The sequence below is a fragment of the Ensifer sp. LC11 genome, from assembly GCF_001695835.1.
Classification (GTDB): Bacteria; Pseudomonadota; Alphaproteobacteria; order Rhizobiales; family Rhizobiaceae; genus Ensifer.
This window is the reverse complement of the sequence record NZ_MBSO01000001.1, coordinates 157,261-183,298: the sequence shown is the minus strand read 5'-3', so window position 1 is coordinate 183,298 and position 26,038 is coordinate 157,261. Positions and strand designations below refer to the sequence as shown.

The following is a 26,038-nucleotide window of genomic DNA, read 5'->3' as shown; positions in this document are numbered from 1 at the left end:
GCGCGGATTGACCGGCTGAGAGTGGAGGCATCAAGGGAGAGACGCCAGCGCAGCATGGGATCGCGCAATCGTATCGCGGTATTTCTTCGACCCATTCGCGGATAGAGCATTCCGCGGCGCCTTTGCGCGATGAGCGCCGATCATCACGCCCCTTCCCGGTTACGAACCGGAATTCGAGAGAAACAGAGATGACAGTGAGATTTGGTCTTCTGGGCGCCGGACGCATCGGCAAGGTTCATGCGAAAGCCGTCAGCGGCAATCCGGACGCCGTGCTCGTCGCCGTGGCCGACGCCTTCCCCGCCGCGGCCGATGCCATCGCCAAGGCCTATGGCTGCGACGTGCGCACGATCGAGGCGATCGAAAAGGCCGACGACATCGACGCGGTCGTCATCTGCACCCCGACCGACACCCATGCCGACCTCATCGAGCGCTTCGCCCGTGCCGGCAAGGCGATCTTCTGCGAAAAGCCCGTCGATCTCGACGTCGAGCGCGTCAAGGCCTGCCTCAAGGTCGTCAACGAGACCAAGGCCAAGCTGATGGTCGGCTTCAACCGCCGCTTCGATCCGCATTTCATGGCCGTCAGAAAGGCGATCGACGCCGGCAAGATCGGCGACGTCGAAATGGTCACCATCACCTCCCGCGATCCCGGCGCGCCGCCGGTTGACTACATCAAGCGTTCGGGCGGCATCTTCCGCGACATGACCATCCATGACTTTGACATGGCGCGCTTCCTGCTCGGCGAAGAGCCGGTTTCGGTCACGGCAACCGCTGCCGTGCTCGTCGACAAGGCGATCGGCGAAGCCGGCGACTACGACAGCGTCTCGGTCATCCTGCAGACCGCGTCCGGCAAGCAGGCGATCATCTCCAACTCCCGCCGCGCCACCTATGGCTACGACCAGCGCATAGAGGTGCACGGCTCGAAGGGCGTCGTCTCGGCTGAAAACCAGCGCCCGGTCTCAATCGAGATCGCCAATGGCGAAGGCTATACCCGCCCGCCACTGCACGACTTCTTCATGACCCGCTACACGGAAGCCTATGCCAACGAGATCGAGAGCTTCATCGCCGCGATCGAGAAGGGCGCAGAAATCACGCCGTCCGGCAAGGACGGGCTCGCAGCCCTTGCGCTCGCCGACGCCGCCGTGAAGTCCGTTGCCGAAAAGCGCCAGATCAGCGTCGCGTAACGCCGCTGTCGCCAAGATAACAACAAAAGGCCGGGCGCCACATGCCCGGCCTTTTTGCTGCAGTCACTCTTCCAACCCTTGACGCACACCTCAGCCGTCGGCGCGCGCCGGCACTTTCTGCCTTGAGGTCGCCTGTGCCTCCCGACCGATGCTGGGGGCGGCACCCGGCCGGCCCGAAAGAAACCCCTGGATCTGCAGACAGCCTTCCTGCGCCAGGATCTGCCTCTGCCGTTCCGTTTCGACGCCCTCGGTGACGACCGCGAGCCGGAGACTGTGGCCGAGCGCGATGATTGCCCTGACGATCGCCTGCGCCGAAGGGTCCTTTTCAAGCGCGGCGGTGAAGCTGCAATCGATCTTCAGCTTGTCGAAGGGAAATGTCTGGAGGTTGCTCAGCGAAGAATGGCCGGTGCCGAAATCATCCATGACGATCCGGACGCCGAGGATGCGCAGTCGAACCAGCACCGCCAGCACATCATCGCGATTGTGCATCAATGCCGCCTCGGTAATCTCGAGTTCCAGGCGCCACGGATCGAGACCGGTCCGGTGCAATACACCAGCGACCTGGTCGAAGAGATTCGGCAAAAGGAACTGCACCGGCGAAACATTGACGGAGATCGGCAGCGGTTCATTCCATTTGGCCGCTTCCATGCAGGCCTGCTCCAGCACCCATTCACCGATCTGGATGATCGAGCCGCTTTCCTCGGCGATCGGGATGAAGACGTCGGGCCCGATCAGTCCGCGCTGCGGGTGGTCCCAGCGCAAAAGTGCCTCGTAGCCGATGATCCGGTCGCTCTGCACTTCGACCAGCGGCTGGTATTCGAGAAAGAACTGACGACGAAGCACCGCATGGCGCAGGTCGTTCTCGATCTGCCGGCGGGTGCGCACCGCCGCATCCATCGCACGATCGAAGAAGCAGCCGATGCCCTTGCCGCTCTGCTTCGCACGGTAGAGCGCGATATCGGCATTGTTGCGCAACTGATCCGCGACCTGCCCGTCGACGGGAAAGATCGCAGCGCCGATGCTGACGCCGACCGCCGTCGGGTCGCGATTGGTGTCCATTTCCGCGGCAAACAGCGCCAGGATACGGTCCGTCAGTTGACGTGCCGCCTCCGGCTGCTTGCCGCCGACCTGGATGACCGCGAATTCGTCGCCGCCGAGCCGGGCGATCGTGTCCTGTTCCCCGGCAGCCTGGCGCAGGATATCGGCAACCTTCTTCAGGATGCGGTCGCCTTCGCCGTGACCGAAGATGTCGTTGACCGCCTTGAAGCGGTCGAGGTCGAGGCAAAGGATCGCAAGCTCGTCGTTCCTGCTGGACGCTGCCGCCAGCGTCTGGGCCAGCCGCCGGTCAAAAAATGCGCGGTTCGGCAGGTCGGTCAAGGCATCGTGGTGAGCAAGATGCTCGATCGTCCGCTCCGCTTCCTTGCGCGCGCGCAGGTCGCGCACGAAGATCACTTCGCATTCCCGGCCACGGTACTCGATCGTCCGGCACATGAACTCCACGGGGATGGTGCGCCCGTCGGCATTCAGAAGATCGATCTCGCCGGGCCCGTCGCCGCGCCTGTGGCCTTCGAGCCCCTCTTCGCCAAAGACGAAAATCTCCGCCGGCGTTCGTCCGGAAAGCGCCGAGAACGTCCGGCCCGTGAGATCCGAGAACCGCTCGTTCGCCTCGACGATGACGCCATCGAAAACGATCGCCATGCCCTCGAGCGAGGCATTGGCAAGCCCCCGCAGGTCGGTCAGGTGTCGATCGAGGAACAGAGCGCCAAAGGCCAGCACGATCAGCGTTGTCGAGGCGACAATCACTCCGCCCGCAAGCCAGGCGGGATGGATCGTGCCGGTAACGGCGACATCTGCTCCCGGCACCAAGGTGATGCCGCTCATCGACGTAAAGTGCAGCGCGCAGATGGCAAGCACCAGCAGCAGCGACGAAACAACGAGGCGCCGCACGCTCCGCAGGACATTAAAGGCATGCAGGGCCAAACCCGCCAGCAGCGTTCCCGCCAGAACAGCCGAAACCGTCATTTCGGGGGCATAGGAAATATGCCCCTGAATTTCGATGGCCTGCATGCCGGTGAAATGCATCGCCGCAACACCGGCACCGAGCAAAAGGCCGCCACAGGCCATCGAAGTGCCGAAGCGACCGCGGAGCGCGATCGCAAACGCCAGCCATGAAACTCCGATCGCGACGACCACCGACAGGGCCGTGCCCCAGGTACCATAGGCAACCGGGACCCCACCGTCATAGGCAAGCATCGCAATGAAATGCGTCGACCAGACGCCGATGCCGCAGGCAAAACCGCTGGCAGCGACCCACAGGCCGCGTTGACTTCCATCGCTTCGCTGGGCGCGCAATAGCAGCAGCATCGTCGCAACGCTGCCTGCAAGGCAGACGACCGCAGCAGCCAGAATAAGGCGCCAGTCATGATCGTCGCGTATGCATGCAATCACTGAAAACATGAGTGTCTCCCGCGTCATCGTCACATTGACAAGGAGTCGCTAAATAACTGTAAATTGTATTACCAGATCTGTTCGCCTCCGGCACAACCCCAAAAATGGTTGCGCAAAAAAGGCGCTCTTCAGCCGTGCATCACAGAAGCGCCCGCAGTGGCGATTTCGCCGTCGATCACACCCAACGCCCGCTCCAGGTGGCCCTCGAAGACGAGGCGCTGCTCATCGGCGACGATCGATATTTCCGGTGCGCCCTGAAGCCGAACCTGCATGGACTGCTGAAGCCCTTCATCGATCCCCGGCCGCATCAGATCGAAATAGCGGGTGCCCGGTCCCGTGACATGAACCGGCATGCGCTCGTAAAGGCTCAACATGCGCGAGATGCCGTTGCCGAGTGCCACGCCTGCCTGGCGAAAGGCGTAGCCGGCCATGCGGTGGCCTTGCCGGGCGCTGGCTGCAATCTTGTCGAGCTCGGCGACCGGCACGAATTTGGCGGGGATCGTGTCTGGCGGCACTTCAAAGGCGGCACGCAGGATTCCATAAAAGCCGGCAGCCGCCTCGATGCAGCCATAGGCGCCGCAGCGACACAGGCCCGCCGACGGCGCGTGCAACATATGGCCGAAATTCGGCGCGCTGACGTCCATCTCGCCGCTTTGGTTCTTGCGGGCGACACCTAGGCCGATGCTATGACCGAGCGAGATTGCCGCAAGCGCCCTGAACCCGCTCTCCGGCTTTCGCTCGGCTTGCGCGGCAAGCGCCTGTGCGACCAGCAGGGTTTCATTGCTCAGCATGACCTTCGCGCGCCACTCAGGCGCAAGCAGTGCGGCAAAATCCAACTCTTCGCGCCCAAACACCGGCGACCACAAGAGCCGCGCCGCCTCGCCGTCGACAAGGCCCTTGCTGCTGATCGAGACGGCCAGCACCCGATCCCGGTCGAGCCGCGAGCGCTGTAGCAGGCGTTCGAGCGCTTCCACGAACGAACGGGCAAAAGGGGCCGTGCCGCGCTCGTCGTGGTTTCGCGCCTCGTCGAAGCGGTCGAGCAGCGTGCCGCCATAATCGATCAGCGAATATTGCACGATGTCGGATGAGATCCTGACGACGACGAGATGGCCGTAGTCCCGGCGCGGCGTGAAGAGGACCCGCGGCCGCCCTCGCCCGCCTTGAACATGCTGCTCGGCCTTGGCGAGGACCCCTGCCTTCTCCAACTCGGCCGTGATTGCTGAAACGGTCGCCGAGGCAAGGTCTGTTTCTGAAGAAATCTCGGTATGGGAAAGATTGCCGGAACGCCTGAGCGCGGCGAGGACCAGTGCGCTGTTCTGCTGGCGCACGAGCTCAGTGCTGGACTTGGTCAGCATGAGACGTCCCTGTCGGTGGCGGATCCTTCGAACACATGCCCCTCCCAAAGCATCTGTTGAGCAGCGAGACAAGACGCGGTCAGCCTTGTCGACAGCCTTGTGGCATCGAATTTCCTGGCGGTCGAGGAACAATCGACGGGCCGCGTGAGAAGCCCTTTGTTGATGCCGTAAACGCCGTGTCCTCACGATGTTGACAGCCTCCAGAATCCATGACATTCATTTTCTCGACTGTCGAGAAAATAATTCCGCACGGTGTAGCGGCACGATCTTCGACAGCGTTCCAGGCTGGCGGAGGATGGTGCGGGAGGTTCGCACGCTCGGCCGGCCGTCACTCGGGAGGATGAAATGAAATCCGTTTTGAAGCTGATGGCAGGCGTTGCCGTCATCGTTTCCCTGCATTCCGTTGCCCAGGCAAAGGACCTGGTCGTTGGCGTTTCCTGGTCCAACTTCCAGGAAGAGCGTTGGAAAACCGACGAAGCCGCCATCAAGGCAGCACTCGAAGCGTCCGGCGACAAGTACATCTCCGCTGACGCGCAGTCGTCGGCCGCCAAGCAGCTGACCGACGTCGAATCGCTGATTGCCCAGGGCGCCAACGCGCTGATCGTGCTTGCCCAGGACAGCGACGCCATCGGCCCGGCGATCGAAAAGGCCGCCGCCGAAGGCATTCCGGTCGTCGGCTACGACCGCCTGATCGAAAACCCGGCGGCCTTCTACATCACCTTCGACAACAAGGAAGTGGGTCGCATGCAGGCCCGCGAAGTGTTCAAGGTGAAGCCGGAAGGCAACTACGTCTTCATCAAGGGTTCTTCCGCCGACCCGAACGCCGACTTCCTGTTCTCCGGACAGATGGAAGTGCTGAAGGAAGCTGTCGACGCCGGCAAGATCAAGACCGTCGGCGAAGCCTATACGGACGGCTGGAAGCCGGAGAACGCCCAGAAGAACATGGAGCAGTTCCTGACCGCCAACGACAACAAGGTCGATGCCGTTGTCGCCTCGAACGACGGCACCGCCGGCGGCGCGATCGCAGCACTCGACGCCCAGGGCCTCGCCGGTTCCGTTCCGGTTTCGGGCCAGGACGCCGACAAGGCGGCACTGAACCGCGTGGCGCTCGGCACGCAGACCGTTTCGGTCTGGAAGGACTCGCGTGAACTCGGCAAGCGCGCCGCAGAAGTCGCTGTCGAACTTGCCGGCGGCAAGAAGATGGAAGAAGTCGCTGATGTCACCACCTTCAATGGCGGACCGAAGGGCGTGGCCATGCAGTCGGTCTTCCTCGCACCGCTGCCGATCACCAAGGACAACCTGAACGTCGTCATCGACGCCGGCTGGATCTCCAAGGCTGAAGCGTGCCAGGGCGTCAAGGGCGACGTCGCAGCGTGCAAGTAAACCGCTCCGGCAGACCTTAAGCTCTAACCTTTCAAGAGCGCCGCAACGCACACCGTTGCGGCGCTTGCGCAAGGTGAAAGCGGGGCGGACAATGCCGCATGCGCGACCAGCGCATCCCAGGCAAACGTTCGATTTCTGCCGTCGCACCGGACTTGTCGCGTCAATCCCGGCTCTTGGTGCCCTCAGACGCGACAACATCAACAACATAAGTGGGGGGAAGGCACGTCCATGGCCGACATCACACAAGGCAAGACACAGGGCGCACAGGCAAATCGCGCCCGCACAGCGGACGAAAACCCGGTGAAGCGGTTCTTTCGTGCTACCGAAATCGACACCCGGCTGCTCGGCATGGTCGGCGCACTCGTCATCATCTGGGTCGGCTTCCAGATCATGACCGGTGGTCTGTTCCTGACGCCGCGCAACCTTTGGAACCTGACGGTCCAGACCTCCTCCGTCGCCGTGATGGCGACCGGCATGGTGCTGATCATTGTCACCCGCAACATCGATCTGTCGGTCGGCTCCGTGCTCGGTTTCTGCGGCATGGTCATGGGCGTCATGCAGGTGAAATTCCTGCCACAGTTCCTCGGTCTCGAGCATCCGGCCATCTGGATCATCACGCTTTTGAGCGGCATCGCCGTCGGTGCGGCCATCGGCGCGCTGCAGGGCTCGATCATCGCCTTCCTCAACGTGCCCGCCTTCATCGTCACGCTCGGCGGCCTGCTCGTCTGGCGCGGCGCCACCTGGTTCGTGACCAGCGGCCAGACGGTTGCGCCGATGAACGCCACCTTCCGCCTCATGGGCGGCGGCACCGAAGGGTCGATCGGCGCCACGGCAAGCTGGATCGTCGGCATCCTCGCCTGCATCGCCATCGTCGGCGCCATCCTCAATTCGCGCAAGCAGCGCAAGCGCTTCGGTTTCCCGCTCCGTCCTGTCTGGGCGGAGTACTTCCTGTCGATCCTCGGCTGCGTGCTGGTCCTCGGCGCGATCTCGGTCGCCAACCACTACTACTGGCCAACGAACATCGCCCGCAAATTTGCCGACGCCAACGGCATCGCCTGGCCGGACGGCGGTCTGCAGATCTCGCACGGCATCGCCATTCCGGTACTCGTCGCCATCGCCGTCGGCATCGTCATGACCTTCATCGCCACGCGCCTGCGCTTCGGCCGTTATGTCTTTGCGCTCGGCGGCAATCCGGAAGCGGCCGAACTTGCCGGCATCAAGACGCGCTGGGTCACCGTGAAGATCTTCACGCTGATGGGCATTCTCTGCGCCATCGCGGCTGCGATCTCGACAGCCCGCCTCAACGCAGCAACCAATGCGCAAGGCGAACTCGACGAGCTCTACACGATCGCCGCTGCGGTCATCGGCGGCACGTCGCTTGCCGGCGGTGTCGGCACGATCGCCGGCGCCATGATCGGCGCGCTCGTCATGCAATCACTACAGTCGGGCATGGTGCTCCTGGGGATCGACAGTCCGTTCCAGCGCATCGTCGTCGGCGTGGTTCTCGTCGTTGCCGTCTGGCTCGACACCATCTACCGCGCCCGCGCCAAGTAAGGAGTACGATCCATGAAAGACCAACGCACTCCGCTCGTGGAAATGAAGAACATTTCCATCTCCTTCGGCGGCATCCACGCAGTCGACAACGCCTCCGTCGATCTCTACCCCGGTGAGGTCGTGGCCCTGCTCGGCCACAACGGCGCCGGCAAGTCGACTTTGATCAAGATCCTGTCGGGCGCCTACAAGCGCGATGCCGGCGAGATCCTGATCAATGGCGAGGCTGCCGACATCAACAACCCGCGCGACGCCAAGAAATACGGCATCGAGACGATCTACCAGACCCTCGCCGTCGCCGATAACGTCGATGCCGCCGCCAACCTCTATCTCGGCCGCGAACTCAGGACCCCCTGGGGCACGCTCGACGACGTGGCGATGGAGGCCAAGGCCCGCGAAGTCATGGGGCGCCTCAACCCCAACTTCCAGCGCTTCAAGGAGCCGGTGAAGGCGCTTTCCGGCGGTCAGCGGCAATCGGTGGCGATCGCGCGGGCGATCCTGTTCGACGCCCGCATCCTGATCATGGACGAACCGACAGCAGCGCTTGGCCCCCAGGAAACGGCCCAGGTCGGCGACCTCATCAAGCAGCTGAAGCGCGAAGGCATCGGCATCTTCCTGATCAGCCACGACATCCACGACGTCTTCGACCTCGCCGACCGCGTGTCTGTCATGAAGAACGGCCAGGTCGTCGGCCAGGCCCGCACCGAGGACGTGACCAAGGACGAAGTGCTCGGCATGATCATCATGGGCAAGGTGCCGCCAAAGGCGATCCCCGGCCCCGGCGCCATGCAGATGGCGTGAGCGCTGCTCGGTCCCACCGAGGATGCTCGTCCTTTCTCTAATGCCGCGCCCCCGGGCGCGGCATTTTCATTTGCCTGTTTGGGCGGGTTCCGCTGTGGTCGCCGGCCGCGTCGCCGACGCCTCTCCGGGCTCTCTCCTGCGAAAGATCAGCGCACGGCTGATAGCGTAGTTGACCGAGAAGACGAGCAGCAGCGCCAGGGCCTGGGCGATGGCATAGTGCATGACGGTCGCAAGTAGGCTGAAGGCGAGCGCGTTTATTCCGGCGCCAATGGTCGACACCGCCACGAATTTTGGCAGGGCCCGAAGATGTGGCTCGTCGGAGCGGAACGTGTAGCGCCGTTGCAGGAAATAGTTGACAATGACGGCGAAGTAGAAGGCGATGGTGGACGCATAGACGGGACCGAGCCGCCCCACCTCCACAAGCAAAGCGAGTGTCGCCACCTGCAGGCTCGCCGCGATGCAGCCAAAGGCGAAGTAACGGAAAAAGCTCATGTCCCGAAGGCGTCTCATCAGGTGCCCTTCGCATTTGGCGACGTCCTGCGGCCCGCACATCCATGGTCGGCGGCTGGCCGAAAGCAATCTTTATGTAGCTTTTGCTTATAAGAACAGATAGAAATACAAGCAGTAAAGAGCAGGCAGCCGTATTCATCAGCACAGCGTCAGGCTCCAAATGGGGCCAGTTTGATAACGGGCTCGGTCATGTCGCAGCATTTTCAGAAGGCCATCCTGGCGCTCGCCGAGACGATTGCCCATGAACGCGGCTCTATCGATGACCGGCGGGGTGCTCTGGGTGTGCGCGCCGCGGAATTTCTCCTGCGCGTCCACCGGCAGATGCCAGACTATCTGCGTCCGCCCTTTCATATCCTTGTGCTTCTATTCAATGCCTGGCCCCTGCTCAGCAGAGGCAGATTTTTTCATCATCTTCCGCTCGAAGACCGACTGAGCGAACTCGACAAGTGGCGGCGGTCCCGCCTGGAGTTCAAGCGGCGCTTCGTCGAGTTCCATGTTTCATTGGCATTATTCGGTATTTACTCAGACCTTTACGGCCAGGACTATCAGCATGAACCTGTTGCAACCGGAGCGCCGGCCAGCCCCTGAGAGGCTTGTCCCCGACGTCATCGTGATTGGATCCGGCCCGGGGGGGGCGGTGACCGCCACCCGCTGCGCCGAGGCGGGAAAATCGGTGCTGATGCTCGAGGAAGGCCCGCATCTGGCGCTTGAGTCAGCCCCCCACTTCTCACGCGAAGAAATATTGCAGAAGTACCGCAACGCCGGGGTGAACATCGGCTTCGGCGCCACGAAGATCGCCTATGTCGAAGGGCGCTGTGTCGGCGGCGGAAGCGAGATCAACCGGGGCCTCTATCACCGCACGCCGCAGTCGGTGCTTGAACGATGGAGCCGGGACTATCGGGTCGATGCGTTGACGCTTGAGGAGCTCATCCCGCATTTTGACGCCTGCGAGGCAGTGGCACGGGTCGAATACCTGCCTGGGCCGGCGCCGCAGCTGTCGACACGGCTCGACGAGGGCGCAAGGCGGCTCGGCTGGTCATCCCTCGAAGTACCGCGCCTTTATGCTTACGCACCCGGTGCCGTTGGGGGAGCACCGGGTCGAAAGCAATCCATGTCGGAAACTTTCGTGCCGCGTTTTCTGAAGGCAGGCGGCATGCTCATGCCCGACACCTGCGTCACCAAGCTCACCCGATCGAACGGTCAATGGCTGGTCCAGGCCCGCAGCAACGGTGCGACAGGCCCGCGCCAGATCGAACTGAAGGCCAAGACGGTCTTCGTCGCCGGCGGTGCGGTTCAGACCCCGTGGCTGCTGCGGCGCTCGGGCATCACCCGCCATGTTGGCGACAGCCTGCGTTTCCATCCGATGTTGAAAGTGGTGGCCGTTTTTCCCGACGAGCTCAACACACCCGGCGAACTCGAACCCGTCCATCAGATCAAGGAATTCGACCCGCGTTTCAGCATGGGCTGTTCGATGAGCAAGCGGCCGGCGCTGGCGCTCGCTATGGCAGCCCACCCCGAGATGATCGACACGGTCGACCAGGATTGGCGCCGCATGGCGATCTACTATGTGCAAAGCACCGGTGGATCCGGCAAGGTCAGATCCCTGCCCGGCTTTCGCGATCCGCTGGTGCGCGTCGGCCTTCAACCGGCGGACCTGAAGGAGCTGGCCGACGGCCTCGCGCGCCTCGCCGAGGTTCTCTTTGCTGCCGGCGCCCTTGCGGTCTATCCCAGCATTCCCGGCTACCCGGTGCTGAAATCGCTGGCCGATATCGGCAAGCTTCCCGAGACGCTTCCGCCCAAACAGGCGAACGCCACAGCGCTTCATCTCTTCTCGTCCTGCCCGATGGGAGAAGACATGGAGAAGTGCGCGGCGAATTCGTTCGGGCGCGTGCACGGCACCAGCAATCTCTACCTTGCCGACGCTTCGCTTCTGTGTGGCCCGACGGTCGTCAACCCGCAGGGCACAGTCATGGCTGTCGCGCATCGCAACGTCACCCGCGCGCTCGCGGATCGGGCGATCTGATCGGACAATCCCCAAGGGGCTGGAGGGACACATGCGGCATCTCATCACCGGCGGATCGGGCTTCATCGGCAACCTTGCAGCCAGACGGCTGCGCGAACAGGGCGACCAGGTGCGGGTCCTCGACGTCTGGGAGGACCACACCCGGCCGGCGGACATCGAATTCGTCAATTGCTCGGTACTCGATCGCGACGGCGTGCGGGCGGCCATGCCCGACGTGGACATCGTGCACCACAATGCCGCCCTCGTGGCACAGACGGATGCCGGTCGCGACTACTGGAACGTCAATGTCGAAGGCACCCGCATCGTCTGCGAGGAGGCCGCCAAGGCGGGCGTCAGGTCACTGATCCATGTCAGCTCGACCGCAGCCTATGGCATCCCCCCTTCCGGGCCAATCACTGCGGCAACCCCGCTTCGCCCGGTCGAACCTTACGGCAAGTCGAAGCGCGCCGGCGAAGAGGTCGCAGAGGCAATCTGCAACGCTGCCGGGATGACCCTGATTACCATCCGGCCACGCGCCACGCTCGGCGGCGGCCGCCTCGGCATCTTCCAGATCCTCTTCGAGTGGATCACCGAGAACCGCGCCGTCTATGTCATCGGATCGGGCAACATCAAGTTCCAGTTCGTCCATGCCCACGATCTCATGGATTTTTATATGCTGGCGCTGAATGCCGGCCGGAGCGGCACCTACAACGTCGGGACCGATCGCTTCGGCACGCTGCGCCACGATCTGGAAGCCCTGATCCGCTACGCGGGCAGCACATCGAAAGTCAGAAGCCTTCCGACCTCGGCCACCATCAACACGCTGCGGGCGCTCCATTGGCTGAGGATCTCGCCCCTGGTCCCCTGGCACTACCTGACCTATCACAAGGAATGTTACTTCGACGTCGAGCCGCTGCTCGCCATGGGATGGCGCCCAAAATACTCAAACGAAACCATGCTGCAGGAGAGCTACGACTGGTATCGGCAGAGCTCCAAAGTGGCAGCCGCCGTGGCGGCGAAGAGCCCTCACCGCACCCCAATCAAGCAGGGTGCCCTCTGGTTGCTCAAGATGATGTCGTGATGGAGCGTGAGGACGATGCCGTCGTACCGACCGGCCCGAGCCGCTCGATGACGGGGCCGAAGATTTCGTCATCATAGCCGCGGAACGTGTCGACACCCGCAATCGGCCTGGAGCTGCGGATCAGGGCACGCATGCCCAGGCTGTTGGCGACGGCCCAGTCCCGATCCACCCTGTCGCCAATCATGATCGCCGCTCCGGTCGACACCTGTGCGCGACTGAGTACATGGGCAAGGCCGGCCGGATGAGGCTTCAAAGCGCCGACCTCGGGGTCCGTCGCGCAGACGACGATATCCGCATCAAGACCGAGCGCCTTCAGTTTCGCCAGAGCGGGATAGTCGGAGAGAACGGCGAGCGTTTTGCCCTGTGCGGCCAGACCGGCAAACACCCGCTCGATGCTGCGACACCGGCAGGCCTTTAGGATATCGAGGGGCCGGCGCTCGATCCATTCCTCGACCGTCGTCTTGACTGTCTCGGCGGAACGCCCGCACCGCTCGGCAGCAAGCTCGAACTGCCGCGTTGCAATGTCCGCCGCCATCGCATTGCCAAGCTCTTCCCGGCAGTCACGAAACGCCCGCAGAATGCGAATGGTGTCGAGGCTGCGCGCACGCACCGCATCAAGAAGAAGCCGCAGCAGCATCATGGTGCGCAACCGCCGCTGATCGTAGAGCGTGCCGTCAAGATCGAAGACGACGAGGCGCAACTGATCCCAATCGACCGGGCCGTTCGGCAGGGCTGAACGGATCATTGCAGCGACGTTATCGGAACGAGGAACGAGGCGGCCATGAAGTCCAGCACCGGTACGTCAACGAAACTCGCAAACAGGAAAACGACGACGGTCAGGGTCAACATGACGTCCAACCGGCGCGAATGAAACAGCCTTTCCGGCCGCTGCACCACCGAGCCCGGGCGGGTGGCCAGCCAGAGATACACGGCAAAGAGGCCGCTGATGAAAGGAAAGACGAGAATGTATTCGACACGGTATTTGACAAGAAAGACGCCCAGCAGGAACGCCGTCATCATCGCGTAGACGAAGCAGGAAACGGTAAGGCTCTCCTCCGTGTAGTATTCGAACGAACGCCGGTACTTCTTCAGAACGGCAACCCCCGCATGGGCGGCAATGTCGCGGTATTCGCCAAGACGCTTGGCAGCCATCAGGAAGGCGCCGGCCATCCAGTAGGCGGCAAGCACGCTGACCGGCGGCAGGGTTGCCTGGTCGACGATCGCCCAGCCGAGTAGAAAGCGGATCGGATTGTTGAGGCACTCCGTCAGCACGTCGAGATAGGGCTTGTCCTTCGCCCGGATCGGCTCGACGTTGTAGAAGATACCGGAAAGCAGGAAGAGTACCGACGTGACGAAGAACAGCTTGCCGATGACCGAGGCAAGCAGCAACCCTGCGACCGCAAGAAGCAGATACTCGCCGTAGACGATACGCGGCTGCATCTCAACGACGACCGCGCGGCGCTTCGACTTGGTCGGATGGGCCGCGTCCCGCTCCCGGTCCAGCCATTCGTTGATGACATAATTGGCCGACGCGATGCACACCGCGCTGAGCAGGCCCACGGGAATATTGACGACCAGGGCGGTGAGGTCCGGCGTGCTGAGCGCGCAGGCGAGGATCAGCCCCGGCAGGATGAAAACATGTTTGGTGACGTGGTCGAATCGGGCAAGCGACAGGTAATCGGCCATCTGTCCTTGCGGCTGGCCGCCTAGCGTCTCGACACCGGTCGTATTTTCCTGGTTCGCAGGCATGTCCCTCTCCTCGGCTGCAGATCACCCGCTCCTGTCTTCGCGCTCCAAGCGCGCGCTTATTTTTCCGCCTGGTAGATGCGGCCGTCGCTTTCGGAGCGCACCAGCTTCAGCTTGGCGAGCTGGACGAGCTCCTTTTCCGTCACCAGGTAAAATCGCCAGTCGATCGCATCGACGAAAACGACATAGGCATTCCTGTTTGCCAGGTCCTTGCGAAATCGCTCGAGCTGCGCGTTAAGGGGACCTGCGTCACTTTCGAGGCCAGTGCGCCTCTCGCTGTAAGAGGGGATCCAGTCCGTCGACCGGCGCGTCAGAAAGTTGAGCGGGTCGCAGGCATTGGTGAAGATGACCGCGTCTGCCGGCAGCGCGCGCACGGCGCCGACGATCGGTGACGACTTCCACGCCGTGCTTTGAAAGCCGACGCCTTCCCGGAAGGCTTCAGCAGTCTGCGCAGCACTGCGCAGACCGTGGATGGCGAGAAGGCAAAGCAGGATGAGGGCGACCGAGCGCCGGGCGATCGGCAAAGCAACCCGCCGGCCGCAGTAGTCGGCCGCTGCGATCACCACAACGAAGACGATGCTGACGTAGAAGGGAAGCGAGTAACGCGAATTGAGCTGCAGGTTCGCCTCGACGTGCACGGCGAGCACGACGAACAGCAAGTAGAAAAAGCCGAACAGGCCGAAGATAAGCACAAGCAGATCACGATCGTCGGGCCGGCGCTCGGGCCAGTTCCGCGTCAGGGTCTGCACCAGGACCACAGTTGCGACGGCAAGCGTCAGAAGCAGCACCGGAATGCGGATGACCTGCGGTACCTGGCTGGGCAATAGGAAGCTCGCCAGCAGCGAAAGGCCGGCCAGCCAGCGCTCCGCGTCGGCGTTGCCGTAGAACCAGAGCTCACGCCCAACGGCCCGGCCGACAAGGAGCTTGCTGACGATGACCCAGGCAAGAAAGATACCGGCACTGCCAATGAAGAGCAGGACAACGTCGACGAGCCTCTGACGGACGGAACGGGCCGAATTGTAAAAGAGCGCGATGGTCGCGAAGGCGGCACCGATCGGCGGCGCCACAAAGCGGGCGAGCATGGCAAGCCCAATGCAGGCCGACGACGCAAGCAAGGATCCCCGCCCCTGCCCCCGCAGGTAGCGAATGAAAAAGCCGATGGCGAGAAATGACAGCGCGAGGAAGAGCGCCTCTGACATCGCAATGGTGCTCGTCCAGAGAAATGTCGGGTTGACGATGATCAGCAGCGTTCCGACCGTTGAGAAGAACGGCTGATCCGGCAGCGCCGTCTTGAACAGGGAAAAAACGAGAAAGGTATTGAGAAGATAGAGCAGAAACGCAGCGCCCAGCGCGACGTGCTCAAGCTCAAGTCCGAGGGATCCCCCGGCACCCAACAGCCACGCATAGAGCGGCGCGTCATAGGGCGTGCTGACAATCTGCATGTAGCGCGTCGAATCGGGCAATATGCCGATGCCGTTCCAGGTGTTCAGCACAAAGAGCGCTGCAGACAGGACGAGAAGAAGCATCAACGCGGGATCGGAGCGCAGCCTCTCCAATGCCGGTTCACCGGTCGTGAGGTCTCGAATGGCCAAAAAACTGCCCCCTCGCCAAAAAACGTAATCGGAGCATCGGACAATCTAAATTAGTATTTTCTATAATATAGAATTTATAGTGCGCCATCCTTCGTCGCAAGGAAGTTCGCCTGACCAATTCTAGCTACACCAAGCGGGTTATACCGCCTGAGGCAGTTGCGTGCCCGCCCGACGCGTCGTTTGCCCGAAGCGATGCGCCGCGACCACAGCGCAGCGAAGGATAGACGTTTCTACCACAATCTCTTGCAATTGACCATTGAAGCGACACGCAAGCTAGGCTAAGAACCGCTCACAGCCTGCTTCGGCGGCCCTGCCGCCAACGGATGCACCCGTAGCTCAGCTGGATAGAGTGTTGGATTCCGATTCCAAAGGTCACAGGTTCGAATCCTGTCGGGTGCGCCAATAAATTCATCCTGATCGCCACATAATCGCGGACTAGATGCCACTAAGCGCGGACTGTGACACAATAAGTGCGGATCCATACGCATCCTCATCAATCAGACCCCATATTACGGTCTCTGCTCTCGGTGGGCATGATGCCAAAGCTGGGTTTCCAGTTTGCGCCAGTCCTCGCAGCAGTGGTCGTCGTATCAATCCCGCTCAGCTTGCCGGATTGCGGCCGGTGACGATCCACGCCGCGCCGTCGATCATCACTGATCGCTCGCGAGTGAACCCCGCGAAGACGGTGCGAACCGCAACCGCGGCGCGGACGCGGATATCGTCGGGCTGATCAACGAGAGAGCGAGCCAGCAGGCCGACCTCGAGTGTCATCTTCACTGCGTCGTCGAGCGCCGCATCCCGCGTCTCCCCCTTGCCGAACGGGATGGATGCATCGAAGGGCGTGATAGCGACATCGGTGAGGCCCGCCGCCGTTAGAATACGCGCCACACGCCCCTGGTCGCCGAACGAGAACGGGCCGGGCGCTTCCGGATTGGGCGGCGTCATCGGCGGGATGATTCCTTTCATCGCGCCCATCGGCAGGCTCACCCAGTCGTTCTCGGCTATGCTGCGCCAGCAGACGAAAGCGACCCGTCCGCCCGGACGGAGGGCGCGGCGCATGTGAGTGAACGCCGCTGTGGGATTGTCAAAGAACATCACCCCGAAACGCGAGAACAGAATGTCGAACGCCTCCGGCGGAAGCTCGGCGCTGCTGGCATCGGCCACCTGGAACGAGGCGGCCGAATGCTGCGGCGCTAGCGCGCGCGCTTTGTCGATCAGCGGCTCGGATATGTCCATGCCGACGACTTGGCCGCCCGCGCCGACACGGTTGGCCAAGTCTCGACTAGATGCCCCCGCGCCGCAACCGATGTCCAGCACGCGTTCACCCGCGACGGGCGCGGCGGCCTCGATCGCGGCCTCGCCAAACACCGCCACCATCGCATCGAGCCGGGCCTGGTAGGCGACCCAGCGCTCCCCGCCCTGACCTTTCCAGTCGGATACCTGATAAACATCATTCTCTGTCATGGCATGATCCCTGCTCTGATCTTCAAGCGAGCTATCCCCGCGGGTGATCGGTTCGACCGTGCGCCGCGATGAACATGGCGACGGCCGATCGGCAATAGGATTGGATCTCGTTGTCGTCCTGGGCTTTTGCCTCATCGAAGCGTGCGATGAGCAGCAGATCGGAGCCTTTGAAAAGGGCGGCGAACAAGCGGGCAGACTGGAGAGGATCAGGCACGTTTAGAAGTGCCTTCGAGTGCAACTGGCGCAACAGGGCCTCGACTTGGGCAATGATATGGGCAGGCCCGGCTTCGTAATGGAGCTTGCTCAACGACATCTGGCTCGTGACGTCGGCCATGACCATGGCTTCGACCCCGCGCACGTCCGGGCGCAGCAGCGTGCGAAGCAGCGACGATCCCACCGCCATGAGTTGCTCTTCGGCCGAACCGTCGACACCCTCAAAAAGGGCCTGCGGTATTAGCTGCTGGCAGCGAGCCGAAAACGCCGCGCCGAACAGCGCTTCCTTGTTCTCGAAGTGGCGATAGATGCTGAGCTTGGATATCTTCGCTCGCTGGGCGACCTTCTCCAATGTCGTCGCTTGAAAACCCAATTCCGCAAAAAGTTCGCCGGCGGCGTCGACAATCGTTTGGCCAAGCGCCTGGTTGGCGGGCCGGCCGCGCCGTGCGCGGACGTTTTCTTCGGGCACGATAATTAAGATCCTTGACAGTATCGTTATTGCTGAATTACGATACTACGGAGTTACATAAGTTCCAAGCGTGGATTTCATCGTGTCCGTCAACTCAGGTTTCCATTCGACGCACAGCGATATCGAATGCGCGTCACTGAACGTTATTGCGCGCCAGGCCCAGCCTCACCACCTCCATCCACAACACGGAGCCCATCACCATGGATGACGTCATAATCATCGGCGGCAGCTTTGCTGGCCTAGCCGCCGCCCTGCAGCTCGGGCGTGCCCGTCGCAAGGTCACCGTTCTCGATACCGGGGTGCCGCGCAATCGTTTCGCCCGCCATTCGCATGGTCTGCTCGGCCACGATCACAAGCCACCGCTGGACATCCTGGCCACGGCGCGGCAGCAACTGGCGCGTTATTCCACGGTCAAGCTAGTGAACGCTCGGGCCGACAGGATCTCCGGCGTCATCGACGATTTCTCCGTCCTCACTGGCGATGGCGAAAGCCTCGGCGCGCGTCGCCTGATACTGAGCTATGGCGTTGCCGACCAGATGCCTGATGTGCCGGGCTTTGCCGAAAGCTGGGGCACATCCATCGTGCCCTGCCCCTATTGCGATGGCTTTGAAGTCGCCGACCAGCATTGGGGCCTCGTCTGGTCCGGCCCGCCGTCGCACAATTATGTCAGGCTGTACCACGACTGGACCGAAACGTTGACGGTATTCGCCGATGGTCACGATATTTCACCCGAGATTCGCGCCGATCTGGATCGACGCAACATAAGTGTCGTCGAAGGCCGGGTCGTTGAGATCGCACATCACCGGGGCCAAATTACTACTGTCAATCTTGAGAGCGGCCGCAGTGCCGCGGTTGACATCCTGTTCGCACATCCGCGCAACAAGCCGTCCGCGAGCCTTCATGACCCACTGGGCCTCGCCACGGTCAATACGCCCTTCGGCATCGCACTCAAGGTAGACGAACGCCGCGAAACCAGCATGCCCGGCATCTATGCTGCCGGCGATCTTGCAAATCCAGCCATGGCCTCGGTCACCACGGCAATATCGCAGGGAGCGACGGCGGGCATCTCGGCCCAGCAGTCGATGCTGGTCTGAGAAGAAGCAGGCGGATTTCGAGCGTCCATCGACCGTAGTAGCCTGGCGGCGGCGCTTTTTCCGAGGACTCGGCCAATCAAAGGACTCGATGGAGTTTTATGGTTAAAGAACCGTAAACAGCCGAAATTTTCGCTCTGACGAGCTTCTCACAGAAAGAGGCGATGGAGACAATCAAAAGAGCCACATCTGGTGCACGAGCAACAACATTGTTGCGGGGTTCGCAGACGATCGTAGCGCGTCGAAAAAATACTTGAAACATGCGGCGATCGATTCCGTCTCGAGTCGAAATGACGCCTTGACCGATTGCGCGCCTAGCTAGCGAAACTCAGATGAATTCCGCTAGCCTTTCCCTCAGGCGATTGTTTTGAGCGAGGAGTTTATGCGGTCAAGGGCAACATCACGGGAGACTCTCCATCCTTCGATGTTCATGGTGCCTTTAACCAGCGGGCATTTCATCCATTCGTTCCAATCGCCGACAACGTATAGACGCCGCTGAGCTCGAGTGACGCCAACGTTGAAAATGTTCGGGGTGGAAGCCGCCCATCGTACGGCGTTGAACGTTGATCCCCCCAGCAGGAAGATGACACTTTCAGCCTCTTTCCCCTGGAATGTATGTACGGTTCCGACCGACCGTTTAACCCACTTGTCAAACTCTTTCGTCGGGATATGGGATGCCCACTCCCTTCGCGTCCGCTTCAGATCTGTCCGCATGCCCGAGGCCGCGGTCTTGAACGGCGAAATGACAAACAGGTTTGGCATGCCCGTCTTTTCATTGACCCACCCGTTGGCCAAGTAGGTCTTCACCAGTCCGAGGGCGATATCCGCTTGAGCTGGAATATAGTGTTTTTCGCATCCTTCCGTCCCCTGAACGTCAATCCAGGAGCTTGGGCCGAACAATGGGCTGGGAGCTCGCGCGTTCTTGGCATCGCCTTCGGTTAGCCTTACCTCCTCCTCGGACTTGCCTCGCCCGAGAACCATCGTTTTGTTGTAGGCAATCTTGTTGGATATGGAGAACATCGGCTCGACGCAGCGTCGATGCACCTTCAGCGGGGAACCAACCCACACCCGCTCTCCCGTATGGGAATCGAGGTATGTGCCGAACTTATTGTTCTGATCGGCAATCACCTGCAGAGACGTTGCAGTCGACTGGTGCCTGACACGGGCGCCGTGACGCTCCAGAAGTTTCGCATCAACGTTCTTGTCGAGCGTAATGACAGGCTCCACTTGCAGCGGATCCCCAACGATAAGGGCCCTTTTTGCCCGCGCCAGCGCCCCGACCGCGTGTTGGGGTACGGCCTGACCAGCTTCGTCTACAAACAACCATCCGATCCCGCCACGGGGCATATGCGCGAAGCAACGTGCAAATGATGCGAACGTGGTCGACACCACCGGTACCAGCAGCGACAAGGTCGTCCAAAGATCCCTGCCGGCGGCGTTAATGATAGGGGCCAGGTTCCTGTCCCCTGTCAGCATGCCAAGGGCTCGCTTCAGATTTCCGGAGAAGGCATTTCCCGCGCCGAAAACAAATGCGCGATGTAGAGCCATTGCCTTGACGAACACCATTGCGCGGGCGTCATTGAGAGCATCGCACATGCGCGGCAACATCTGCTGACGGTCATGTTCCGAAGCGGAGGTGAGGTCGTTAAAGCTAACGAGACCGGTCAACTTGCCCCTCAGGGTCTCGAGCTGAGTGTTCTGTGTTGCGAGTGATTGTTTCGCGGACTCATGTTTTTGTTGAGCTTCGCTCACGGCGCCGGCCTTGGCTTTCAGGAGCTGCTCAGATTGCCTCGCGGCGGTGCGGGCGCTGTTTCGTGCGGCCTCGCACTGTGTTCGGTGTTCGATCGCAGCCTCGAACAAGGCAATCCGATTTCTGGCAGATCTGGAGATTTTCAGTGTCGAAGGGAGAAGCGCCAAAATGTACATCACCCCGCCAGGCCGCCGTAAGTCGGCTCCTTTATCGGCGGAACGAAACTCCTCTTCGCAGTCTGCAAGTGCAGAGGCGGCTGCCATGCCGGCTGCTTTCGCGACCTCCGCGGCCTCATGACGCGTCTTTAATTCTTCTGCCCAATACGCTGCGGCTTTTCGCAGATCGGGGAGAGAGCTCGATACGGACTCGAAATTCGCAATCGCGTCTTTGAGACGGGAAACCAGCGCGAGGGAGTCAGTGAATTCCCTTCGGGCCGTACTCCAGTCGACAGTTCCCGCCTCCTCGTCCAACTGACGAAATATGTTCGCTGGACTGCGTGCTCCGTCGCTTGTTTTTGCGTTCAGGACGTTGGCAAAGCTGGTCCTATTCGCCATCTTGCCGAGGACAGCTGAAATCAATCCCCAAGCCTTGACCTCATCCTGTTCTTCAACAGCGTCATCGTCATCGCCTTCTGTGACCGTATTCAATAAGGCGGTTGCCGTCGGTGAGAAATAGTTGGCCCTGTCGCGGTACCGAGGAGCGACTTTGGTACCGTTGGGAAACTCACGCGTGACGTTCTCGACCGCGCCGTTGTTGGCGCTGGCAACCACCATCGTGAAGTCATGCAGTCGACCGTCGAGAGCATAGACGTTGGCCGGCTTCTTGCCCTGATATTGAACCTGCCATCGTCGTTCGAAAGCATCCCTTGGATTCGAGTAGCTGGCGAGAATTTTCGCGCGCTCGACAATTACCGCGGCCACGACATCCATCAGCAACGTCGTTTTTCCGGTTCCCGGCGGCCCGTTGAGAGAGAACATTCCGCCGGGCCGCAGCGTCCGCAAACCTTCGTTCACCGCGACCTGCTGCATCAGCGTCAGCGGGAATTGGGCCGGCCAGCGACCATCGGGAAGCAGATCCAGGGAGAGTTTCGCGTCTATGGACTCGATTTTGGTGCAGTCAATCCGGCCACTGTCGCTCGGCTCGGCCAGATAAGGGACCACCAGACCGGTTGGCTCCTTATTGCGGATACCGCTGATCACCGCATCGATCTCTTCCAGGAAGAACCCGTTCACTGGATCGATCTGCGGGTTTCTCGCTCTCCTATCCTCACCGATAACCGCCTTGCTGACGACGATGACGCTTGGCCCGTCTTTCATGCCGGCAGGTGTCCAGTTCAGCAACGATATCGCCTTTCCCGCCAACCTGTCGATAAATGCCCCATCGACGGAAATCGGCTCGGCAGCCAATCGCTGAGCTTCCTTGTCAAAATATTCGGTGAGCGTTTCGTGGTAGGTGCGAAACTCCAACTGCCCGCTGTTCTTCAGGCGAGAAAACGCGACCGCGAAAGCCGACATCTGCAGGGTGCCAACCTGAGCATATCCCTTGGCGTCAACTTCGAAGACACCCAAGAAGGTGTAGGCCTTCTTGTCCTTTTGTCCGCCGGAATCATAGTCCGGTGCTGACGCTGTTTCCAACGCGGTGAGGAGTTCCTGTTCATACGATGTCCTCGGAACGATCCCGAAGCGAACGAAGTGCTTGTGGGGCCGCTGGGGTTGTCGAAATCGTGGCTCCCAAGGAAGCGTAGCGTCTCTGACGTAGGTGACGAAGTGATCCGCCCCCCTGTCATTATCCTCTTCGGCATTTGGGGTCGTGAGCGCCTCCACATCAAACCAATATTTCAATGTTTGAAGCGCTTGTTGCACTGCTGTTTCCCTTCTCGTATTTCACAAATGTTCGGGTGGTGAACCCTGGGCACCGACCCCCGGGCAACACTCACGAGTTTCGCTGCACGGTCTTTCTTTTCTGCCGAGCGCCAGACCGCTTACGGAGCATTCCCATTTACGCCGGCTCAGCAATCCTGAGTTTATAAAAACGCCTGAATAATTGATTAATATAAAAAATTCCTCACTCGCGCGAACAGCGAGCGCTTCAAGCCGTGCGGGAAAACGGCTTAGCCGGGCCGAAAACGCCATGCGAACCTTCCCGCGGTAATACAAGGAATTCCCGTCGATCGCTGTGTTGCCGTTCGCCAACACGAGCGATGACCCGGAACAGGACTATTTCGCTGAAGGACTGGTCGAAGATCTGATCACCAGTCTGTCGAAGGTCTCAGGCTTTTTCGTCATCGCCAAGAATTCCACTTTCGCTTACAAACACACGAATGTGGATCTACGCCAGGTCGCCAAGGAACTCGGCGTCCGCTACGTGCTAGAGGGAAGTGTCCGCAAGGCCGCAAATCGGTTGCGCATCACGGGACAGCTGATCGAGGCCGCCTCCGCGACCCATCTTTGGGCCGACAAGTTCGAGGGCGCGGTCGAGGACGTTTTCGATCTGCAGGATAGTCTGACAGAGACCATCGTCGGCGCGATCGAGCCCTCGCTGCGACGTGCCGAGATCGACCGGGCGCGCCGCAAGCGACCCGGCAATCTCAATGCCTATGATCTGTATCTTCGCGCCATGCCACATGTGCACGCGAACACTCCCGCCGATACCGACGAGGCCCTGCGTCTGCTGGGCGAAGCGCTGAGGCTCGACCCAAACTACGTCGCGGCGCACGGCTATGCAGCATGGGGTCATGAACAGCGCTTCTTCCGCGGCGGTTTCCGTCCCGAGGACAGGGCCGCGGCGCTGGAGCATGTCGATATTGCGTTGAGAATCGGCGCGAATGATGCGCAGGCATTGAGCATCGCGGCTTTCGTCCACGCCAATATCACGCGTGACTATGAAGGAGCGATCGGGGTGCTCGAAAGGGCGCTAAGACTGGACTGCAATTCGGCGCTGGCGCTCGGATTCAGCGCGCTCGCAAACGCCCACGGCGCACAGTGCGAACGGGCGGTTGAGCACGCTCACAAGGCGCTGCGGCTGAGCCCCTTCGATCCTTTGAACTATCACCCCTATTGTGCGCTTGCGATCGTCAATTTGTTCAGCAGCCGCTTCACCGAGGCCGCCGCCTATTCGACGCTGGCAATCCAGTCCAACCCGCACTTCAGCGTGTCCTATGCCTATCTGGCGATAAGCCAAGTCAATCTCGGCAACCTTACCGCGGCACATGCCACGGTGCAGCGGCTGCTGGAGGTCGCACCGGGCTTTACGGTCGGTGTGTTCGAAGGGGGACCGTCGTCCACGAAAGCGCTCGCCGACGCATTGCGAAAGAGCGGGCTGCCCGAATGAATCGCGGCATTCCGCCCCCGCGCAAATCGGCGAACAGACACCCCCGCATTCAGAGCGCGTCGCGTTCCGTCCTCAAATTGGAAACGACGCGGCGGTTCTGCACCTTACAGGAGCGCTCGGTGCAGTCGCGGACCTCGCGGTCGTTGCCGTAGCCCTTGGCCCACATGCGGTTCGCGTCCACGCCCTTCGAGACGAGATAGGCCAACACCGCGTCGGCGCGCTTCTGCGACAGCGTTTCCATCTTGGAACCGGAGCCGCTGTCGTCGGAAAATCCTTGCAGCTTCACCAGCCAGCGCGGGTTGCTGTTGAGCCAGATCGCCTGCTTGTCGAGCGTTGCCTTGGCAACGGAATCGAGCGCGGACGAATCCTGCGTGAAGTAGGTCCGGCGGCCGACATTGAGGATGAAGTCTTCTTCGGTGCCGGCAGATACGGTTTCGAAGCCGGGCGCCGGATCGTCGGTTTTTCCGGTCATCGGCACCACAGCCGGCTCTTCGACCGCAGCAATCTCGGTGGTGTTGCAGGCAGTCAGCGTCAGCAGAATGGCCGCAACAGACAGCAGCCTCGTATATCCGGGCATAGCGGGCATCAGGGTGATATTCCTCATTCGACCGGGGTTGCGACCGGGGTTGCTTGGCTGACCTCGGGGGCCTTTTCGGCGATGTGCGGCAGGACTTGCACGGCGGTACCGATGGGGCAACGCTGATAAAGATCGATCGCATCTTCGTTGAACATGCGGATGCAGCCGCTCGAGGCATCCTTGCCGATGCTGCCGGGTTCGAGCGTGCCGTGGAAGCGATAGCCGGTATCGACGCCATCACGAAGCAGATACATAGCGCGCGGGCCGAGCGGGTTCTTCGGCGAACCGCCGTCGACGAATTCGGGCAGTTCGGGATGGCGCTCGCGCATTTCCGGCGGCGGCGTCCAGCGCGGCCAGAGCGATTTCCGGTCGATCGTGGCGCGGCCATACCACTTGAAGCCGTCGCGCCCGACACCGACGCCATAGCGGATAGCCGTCTTGTTCTCCATGATCAGGTAGAGAAAATGGTGCCTGGTATCGACAACGACAGTGCCGATTGGCTCGCTGCTGAAATACTTGACGACCTGGCGCTGCCATTTCCGATCGATCTTGGCGAAATTCGTGCTGCGGTAGGTCACGCCATTGTCGACGGCAGGGCCGGAAAAATAGGACGTCGCCGCAGCAGATGCGGGTTTGTGAACCGCGCCGGCGCTAAGCAGCGCCAAACCACCAAGCATAATATCCCTGCGGGTGAACTCCATCGGCAATATCCCCTCAAAGCCAAGCAGCGGGTGGCAGTAAATCAGATTTTTTGATTGCTACAACAGAAAATTATGCGGTTTCGTTTCTGCGAACGGCTGACGCGCAAGGATCGTCCTGTCCGAAACCACCTTATTTCAGGAGGTTTTGCATTCTTTCCAACGAAATATCACCTGAATAGATGAGCTGTTCTCAACCGCGGAAAGGAAGGCCACGACAGCTATTTCCAAGTATCGGTATAATCGCAATTTATATCTTGATTCCAATCCGATAAACGCCCCCGCATTCCTAACGCGCAGACGATTGCGAGCGAGCCCAGCTTCAACGCAAAGCGGTACTCCATCGGGCTCAGGGTCTGCCGGAAACCGGCGATGGCCGCCGACCCAAGGCCGAGACAGCAGTTCTCAGATGGATGAAGCCCACGCCGGAGCCGAGCTGAGGCAGCTAGTTGGCCCTGATGTCCCGCGCCTGGCCGGACGCCCTCAATTCCTCGATCGTCTTTCCAAGGCAGGTTCCGCCCTCTTCGGCACCGACCGCCTTCGCTTCCCCCGTCAGCGTGATGGTACCGGCAAAATTGTCCGACGCCATGTAGGTCGCCGTGCCGTCCGCTGTCACCTTCGACAGATAGAACGCGTGGTGCGTGCCCTTGTACTCGCAAGCCACCACAATCGGAAACTGGTCGAAAATACTGTTCTGCGCCAGAGCTTGAGCGCAAAGTGCCGGTGCGGCGCTTGCAACCAAAAGGACTGCGAGAATTCTGGTCAAAGTCCTCGGCGTCATTATCGCCTCCCCCAA

Annotated in this window: 21 protein-coding genes and 1 tRNA gene; 10 read left to right on the top strand and 12 right to left on the bottom strand. The window is 61.2% G+C overall.

What is annotated here, in order from left to right:
- Positions 1 to 188: 188 nt before the first annotated feature.
- Positions 189 to 1,181 (top strand): inositol 2-dehydrogenase, encoded by a 993-nt coding sequence (gene iolG, locus BBX50_RS00895; protein ID WP_065773428.1) that lies wholly within the window; start codon positions 189 to 191, stop codon positions 1,179 to 1,181.
- Positions 1,182 to 1,271: 90 nt separating this feature from the next.
- Here the strand turns inward: iolG and BBX50_RS00890 are convergent, their stop codons facing one another.
- Together BBX50_RS00890 and BBX50_RS00885 are read right to left on the bottom strand one after the other, a co-directional pair.
- Positions 1,272 to 3,638, bottom strand: coding sequence for an EAL domain-containing protein (locus BBX50_RS00890; RefSeq protein WP_065773427.1), 2,367 nt, complete (start codon positions 3,636 to 3,638; stop codon positions 1,272 to 1,274).
- A gap of 119 nt (positions 3,639 to 3,757) precedes the next feature.
- Entirely contained in the window at positions 3,758 to 4,984 is a 1,227-nt protein-coding gene (locus BBX50_RS00885) for an ROK family transcriptional regulator (protein WP_065773426.1), read from the bottom strand.
- A gap of 345 nt (positions 4,985 to 5,329) precedes the next feature.
- Here BBX50_RS00885 and xylF point away from each other — a divergent pair, with 345 nt between their 5' ends.
- The 3 genes from xylF to BBX50_RS00870 all read left to right on the top strand — a co-directional run bounded on the left by xylF (position 5,330) and on the right by BBX50_RS00870 (position 8,719).
- The gene (xylF, locus tag BBX50_RS00880; protein WP_065773425.1) at positions 5,330 to 6,367 is read left to right on the top strand and encodes a D-xylose ABC transporter substrate-binding protein; all 1,038 of its coding nucleotides are present in this window, start codon (positions 5,330 to 5,332) and stop codon (positions 6,365 to 6,367) included.
- Positions 6,368 to 6,595: 228 nt separating this feature from the next.
- Entirely contained in the window at positions 6,596 to 7,921 is a 1,326-nt protein-coding gene (locus BBX50_RS00875) for a sugar ABC transporter permease (protein WP_065773424.1), read from the top strand.
- Positions 7,922 to 7,933: 12 nt separating this feature from the next.
- Entirely contained in the window at positions 7,934 to 8,719 is a 786-nt protein-coding gene (locus BBX50_RS00870) for an ATP-binding cassette domain-containing protein (protein ID WP_065773423.1), read from the top strand.
- A gap of 66 nt (positions 8,720 to 8,785) precedes the next feature.
- Here the strand turns inward: BBX50_RS00870 and BBX50_RS00865 are convergent, their stop codons facing one another.
- Positions 8,786 to 9,229: a GtrA family protein gene (locus tag BBX50_RS00865; protein WP_161490840.1), complete on the bottom strand. Its 444-nt coding sequence runs from the start codon at positions 9,227 to 9,229 to the stop codon at positions 8,786 to 8,788.
- A gap of 189 nt (positions 9,230 to 9,418) precedes the next feature.
- On the opposite strand from BBX50_RS00865, the gene BBX50_RS00860 reads away from it, so the two are divergent.
- The 3 genes from BBX50_RS00860 to BBX50_RS00850 are packed head-to-tail and all read left to right on the top strand — an operon-like array spanning position 9,419 to position 12,312.
- Positions 9,419 to 9,817 carry a hypothetical protein gene (locus BBX50_RS00860; RefSeq protein ID WP_065773421.1) on the top strand — a complete coding sequence of 133 codons (399 nt, stop codon included), beginning with the start codon at positions 9,419 to 9,421 and terminating at the stop codon, positions 9,815 to 9,817.
- Complete coding sequence (locus BBX50_RS00855) at positions 9,780 to 11,252, top strand: GMC family oxidoreductase (protein WP_065773420.1); 1,473 nt, start codon at positions 9,780 to 9,782, stop codon at positions 11,250 to 11,252. Before BBX50_RS00860 ends, BBX50_RS00855 begins: the two co-directional genes overlap by 38 nt.
- A gap of 31 nt (positions 11,253 to 11,283) precedes the next feature.
- Entirely contained in the window at positions 11,284 to 12,312 is a 1,029-nt protein-coding gene (locus BBX50_RS00850; protein WP_065773419.1) for an NAD(P)-dependent oxidoreductase, read from the top strand.
- On the opposite strand, the gene BBX50_RS00845 is transcribed toward BBX50_RS00850, so the two are convergent.
- From BBX50_RS00845 to BBX50_RS00835, 3 genes are read right to left on the bottom strand one after another with little or no spacing between them, the layout of a single operon-like run.
- Positions 12,296 to 13,057, bottom strand: coding sequence for an HAD family hydrolase (locus BBX50_RS00845; protein ID WP_065773418.1), 762 nt, complete (start codon positions 13,055 to 13,057; stop codon positions 12,296 to 12,298). The two genes, BBX50_RS00850 and BBX50_RS00845, sit on opposite strands and share 17 nt — an antisense overlap.
- Entirely contained in the window at positions 13,054 to 14,061 is a 1,008-nt protein-coding gene (locus BBX50_RS00840) for a UbiA family prenyltransferase (protein ID WP_083213502.1), read from the bottom strand. Before BBX50_RS00840 ends, BBX50_RS00845 begins: the two co-directional genes overlap by 4 nt.
- A gap of 56 nt (positions 14,062 to 14,117) precedes the next feature.
- A complete protein-coding gene (locus BBX50_RS00835) occupies positions 14,118 to 15,584 on the bottom strand; it encodes a glycosyltransferase family 39 protein (protein WP_065783872.1) in 1,467 nt (488 codons plus the stop codon).
- A 391-nt stretch (positions 15,585 to 15,975) separates the two neighbouring features.
- Here BBX50_RS00835 and BBX50_RS00830 point away from each other — a divergent pair.
- A tRNA-Arg gene (locus tag BBX50_RS00830) sits at positions 15,976 to 16,052 on the top strand.
- 198 nt (positions 16,053 to 16,250) lie between these two features.
- On the opposite strand, the gene BBX50_RS00825 is transcribed toward BBX50_RS00830, so the two are convergent.
- Together BBX50_RS00825 and BBX50_RS00820 are read right to left on the bottom strand one after the other, a co-directional pair.
- Positions 16,251 to 17,114, bottom strand: coding sequence for a methyltransferase domain-containing protein (locus tag BBX50_RS00825; RefSeq protein ID WP_065773416.1), 864 nt, complete (start codon positions 17,112 to 17,114; stop codon positions 16,251 to 16,253).
- Positions 17,115 to 17,145: 31 nt separating this feature from the next.
- Positions 17,146 to 17,796 carry a TetR/AcrR family transcriptional regulator gene (locus tag BBX50_RS00820; RefSeq protein WP_065773415.1) on the bottom strand — a complete coding sequence of 217 codons (651 nt, stop codon included), beginning with the start codon at positions 17,794 to 17,796 and terminating at the stop codon, positions 17,146 to 17,148.
- Positions 17,797 to 17,996: 200 nt separating this feature from the next.
- Here BBX50_RS00820 and BBX50_RS00815 point away from each other — a divergent pair, with 200 nt between their 5' ends.
- Positions 17,997 to 18,890, top strand: a complete 894-nt coding sequence (locus BBX50_RS00815; RefSeq protein ID WP_065773414.1) for an NAD(P)/FAD-dependent oxidoreductase — start codon at positions 17,997 to 17,999, stop codon at positions 18,888 to 18,890.
- A gap of 351 nt (positions 18,891 to 19,241) precedes the next feature.
- On the opposite strand, the gene BBX50_RS00810 is transcribed toward BBX50_RS00815, so the two are convergent.
- A complete protein-coding gene (locus BBX50_RS00810; RefSeq protein ID WP_065773413.1) occupies positions 19,242 to 22,499 on the bottom strand; it encodes an ATP-binding protein in 3,258 nt (1,085 codons plus the stop codon).
- 316 nt (positions 22,500 to 22,815) lie between these two features.
- On the opposite strand from BBX50_RS00810, the gene BBX50_RS00805 reads away from it, so the two are divergent.
- Positions 22,816 to 23,967, top strand: coding sequence for a hypothetical protein (locus tag BBX50_RS00805; protein ID WP_065783874.1), 1,152 nt, complete (start codon positions 22,816 to 22,818; stop codon positions 23,965 to 23,967).
- A 49-nt stretch (positions 23,968 to 24,016) separates the two neighbouring features.
- Here the strand turns inward: BBX50_RS00805 and BBX50_RS00800 are convergent, their stop codons facing one another.
- The 3 genes from BBX50_RS00800 to BBX50_RS00790 all read right to left on the bottom strand — a co-directional run bounded on the left by BBX50_RS00800 (position 24,017) and on the right by BBX50_RS00790 (position 26,023).
- Positions 24,017 to 24,571: an OmpA family protein gene (locus tag BBX50_RS00800; RefSeq protein WP_065791954.1), complete on the bottom strand. Its 555-nt coding sequence runs from the start codon at positions 24,569 to 24,571 to the stop codon at positions 24,017 to 24,019.
- Positions 24,568 to 25,245, bottom strand: coding sequence for a L,D-transpeptidase (locus BBX50_RS00795; protein ID WP_065773410.1), 678 nt, complete (start codon positions 25,243 to 25,245; stop codon positions 24,568 to 24,570). The genes BBX50_RS00800 and BBX50_RS00795 overlap by 4 nt, the downstream gene beginning before the upstream one ends.
- A 442-nt stretch (positions 25,246 to 25,687) precedes the next feature.
- A complete protein-coding gene (locus BBX50_RS00790) occupies positions 25,688 to 26,023 on the bottom strand; it encodes a hypothetical protein (protein ID WP_065773464.1) in 336 nt (111 codons plus the stop codon).
- Positions 26,024 to 26,038: the final 15 nt, after the last annotated feature.

Excerpts from the sequence above, each read along its gene's own strand:
- iolG (WP_065773428.1), top strand. The coding sequence starts at position 189 with ATGACAGTGAGATTTGGTCTTCTGGGCGCCGGACGCATCGGCAAGGTT.
- BBX50_RS00890 (WP_065773427.1), bottom strand. The coding sequence starts at position 3,638 with ATGTTTTCAGTGATTGCATGCATACGCGACGATCATGACTGGCGCCTT.
- BBX50_RS00885 (WP_065773426.1), bottom strand. The coding sequence starts at position 4,984 with ATGCTGACCAAGTCCAGCACTGAGCTCGTGCGCCAGCAGAACAGCGCA.
- xylF (WP_065773425.1), top strand. The coding sequence starts at position 5,330 with ATGAAATCCGTTTTGAAGCTGATGGCAGGCGTTGCCGTCATCGTTTCC.
- BBX50_RS00875 (WP_065773424.1), top strand. The coding sequence starts at position 6,596 with ATGGCCGACATCACACAAGGCAAGACACAGGGCGCACAGGCAAATCGC.
- BBX50_RS00870 (WP_065773423.1), top strand. The coding sequence starts at position 7,934 with ATGAAAGACCAACGCACTCCGCTCGTGGAAATGAAGAACATTTCCATC.
- BBX50_RS00865 (WP_161490840.1), bottom strand. The coding sequence starts at position 9,229 with ATGAGACGCCTTCGGGACATGAGCTTTTTCCGTTACTTCGCCTTTGGC.
- BBX50_RS00860 (WP_065773421.1), top strand. The coding sequence starts at position 9,419 with ATGTCGCAGCATTTTCAGAAGGCCATCCTGGCGCTCGCCGAGACGATT.
- BBX50_RS00855 (WP_065773420.1), top strand. The coding sequence starts at position 9,780 with ATGAACCTGTTGCAACCGGAGCGCCGGCCAGCCCCTGAGAGGCTTGTC.
- BBX50_RS00850 (WP_065773419.1), top strand. The coding sequence starts at position 11,284 with ATGCGGCATCTCATCACCGGCGGATCGGGCTTCATCGGCAACCTTGCA.
- BBX50_RS00845 (WP_065773418.1), bottom strand. The coding sequence starts at position 13,057 with ATGATCCGTTCAGCCCTGCCGAACGGCCCGGTCGATTGGGATCAGTTG.
- BBX50_RS00840 (WP_083213502.1), bottom strand. The coding sequence starts at position 14,061 with ATGCCTGCGAACCAGGAAAATACGACCGGTGTCGAGACGCTAGGCGGC.
- BBX50_RS00835 (WP_065783872.1), bottom strand. The coding sequence starts at position 15,584 with ATGCTTCTTCTCGTCCTGTCTGCAGCGCTCTTTGTGCTGAACACCTGG.
- BBX50_RS00825 (WP_065773416.1), bottom strand. The coding sequence starts at position 17,114 with ATGACAGAGAATGATGTTTATCAGGTATCCGACTGGAAAGGTCAGGGC.
- BBX50_RS00815 (WP_065773414.1), top strand. The coding sequence starts at position 17,997 with ATGGATGACGTCATAATCATCGGCGGCAGCTTTGCTGGCCTAGCCGCC.
- BBX50_RS00800 (WP_065791954.1), bottom strand. The coding sequence starts at position 24,571 with ATGAGGAATATCACCCTGATGCCCGCTATGCCCGGATATACGAGGCTG.
- BBX50_RS00795 (WP_065773410.1), bottom strand. The coding sequence starts at position 25,245 with ATGGAGTTCACCCGCAGGGATATTATGCTTGGTGGTTTGGCGCTGCTT.
- BBX50_RS00790 (WP_065773464.1), bottom strand. The coding sequence starts at position 26,023 with ATGACGCCGAGGACTTTGACCAGAATTCTCGCAGTCCTTTTGGTTGCA.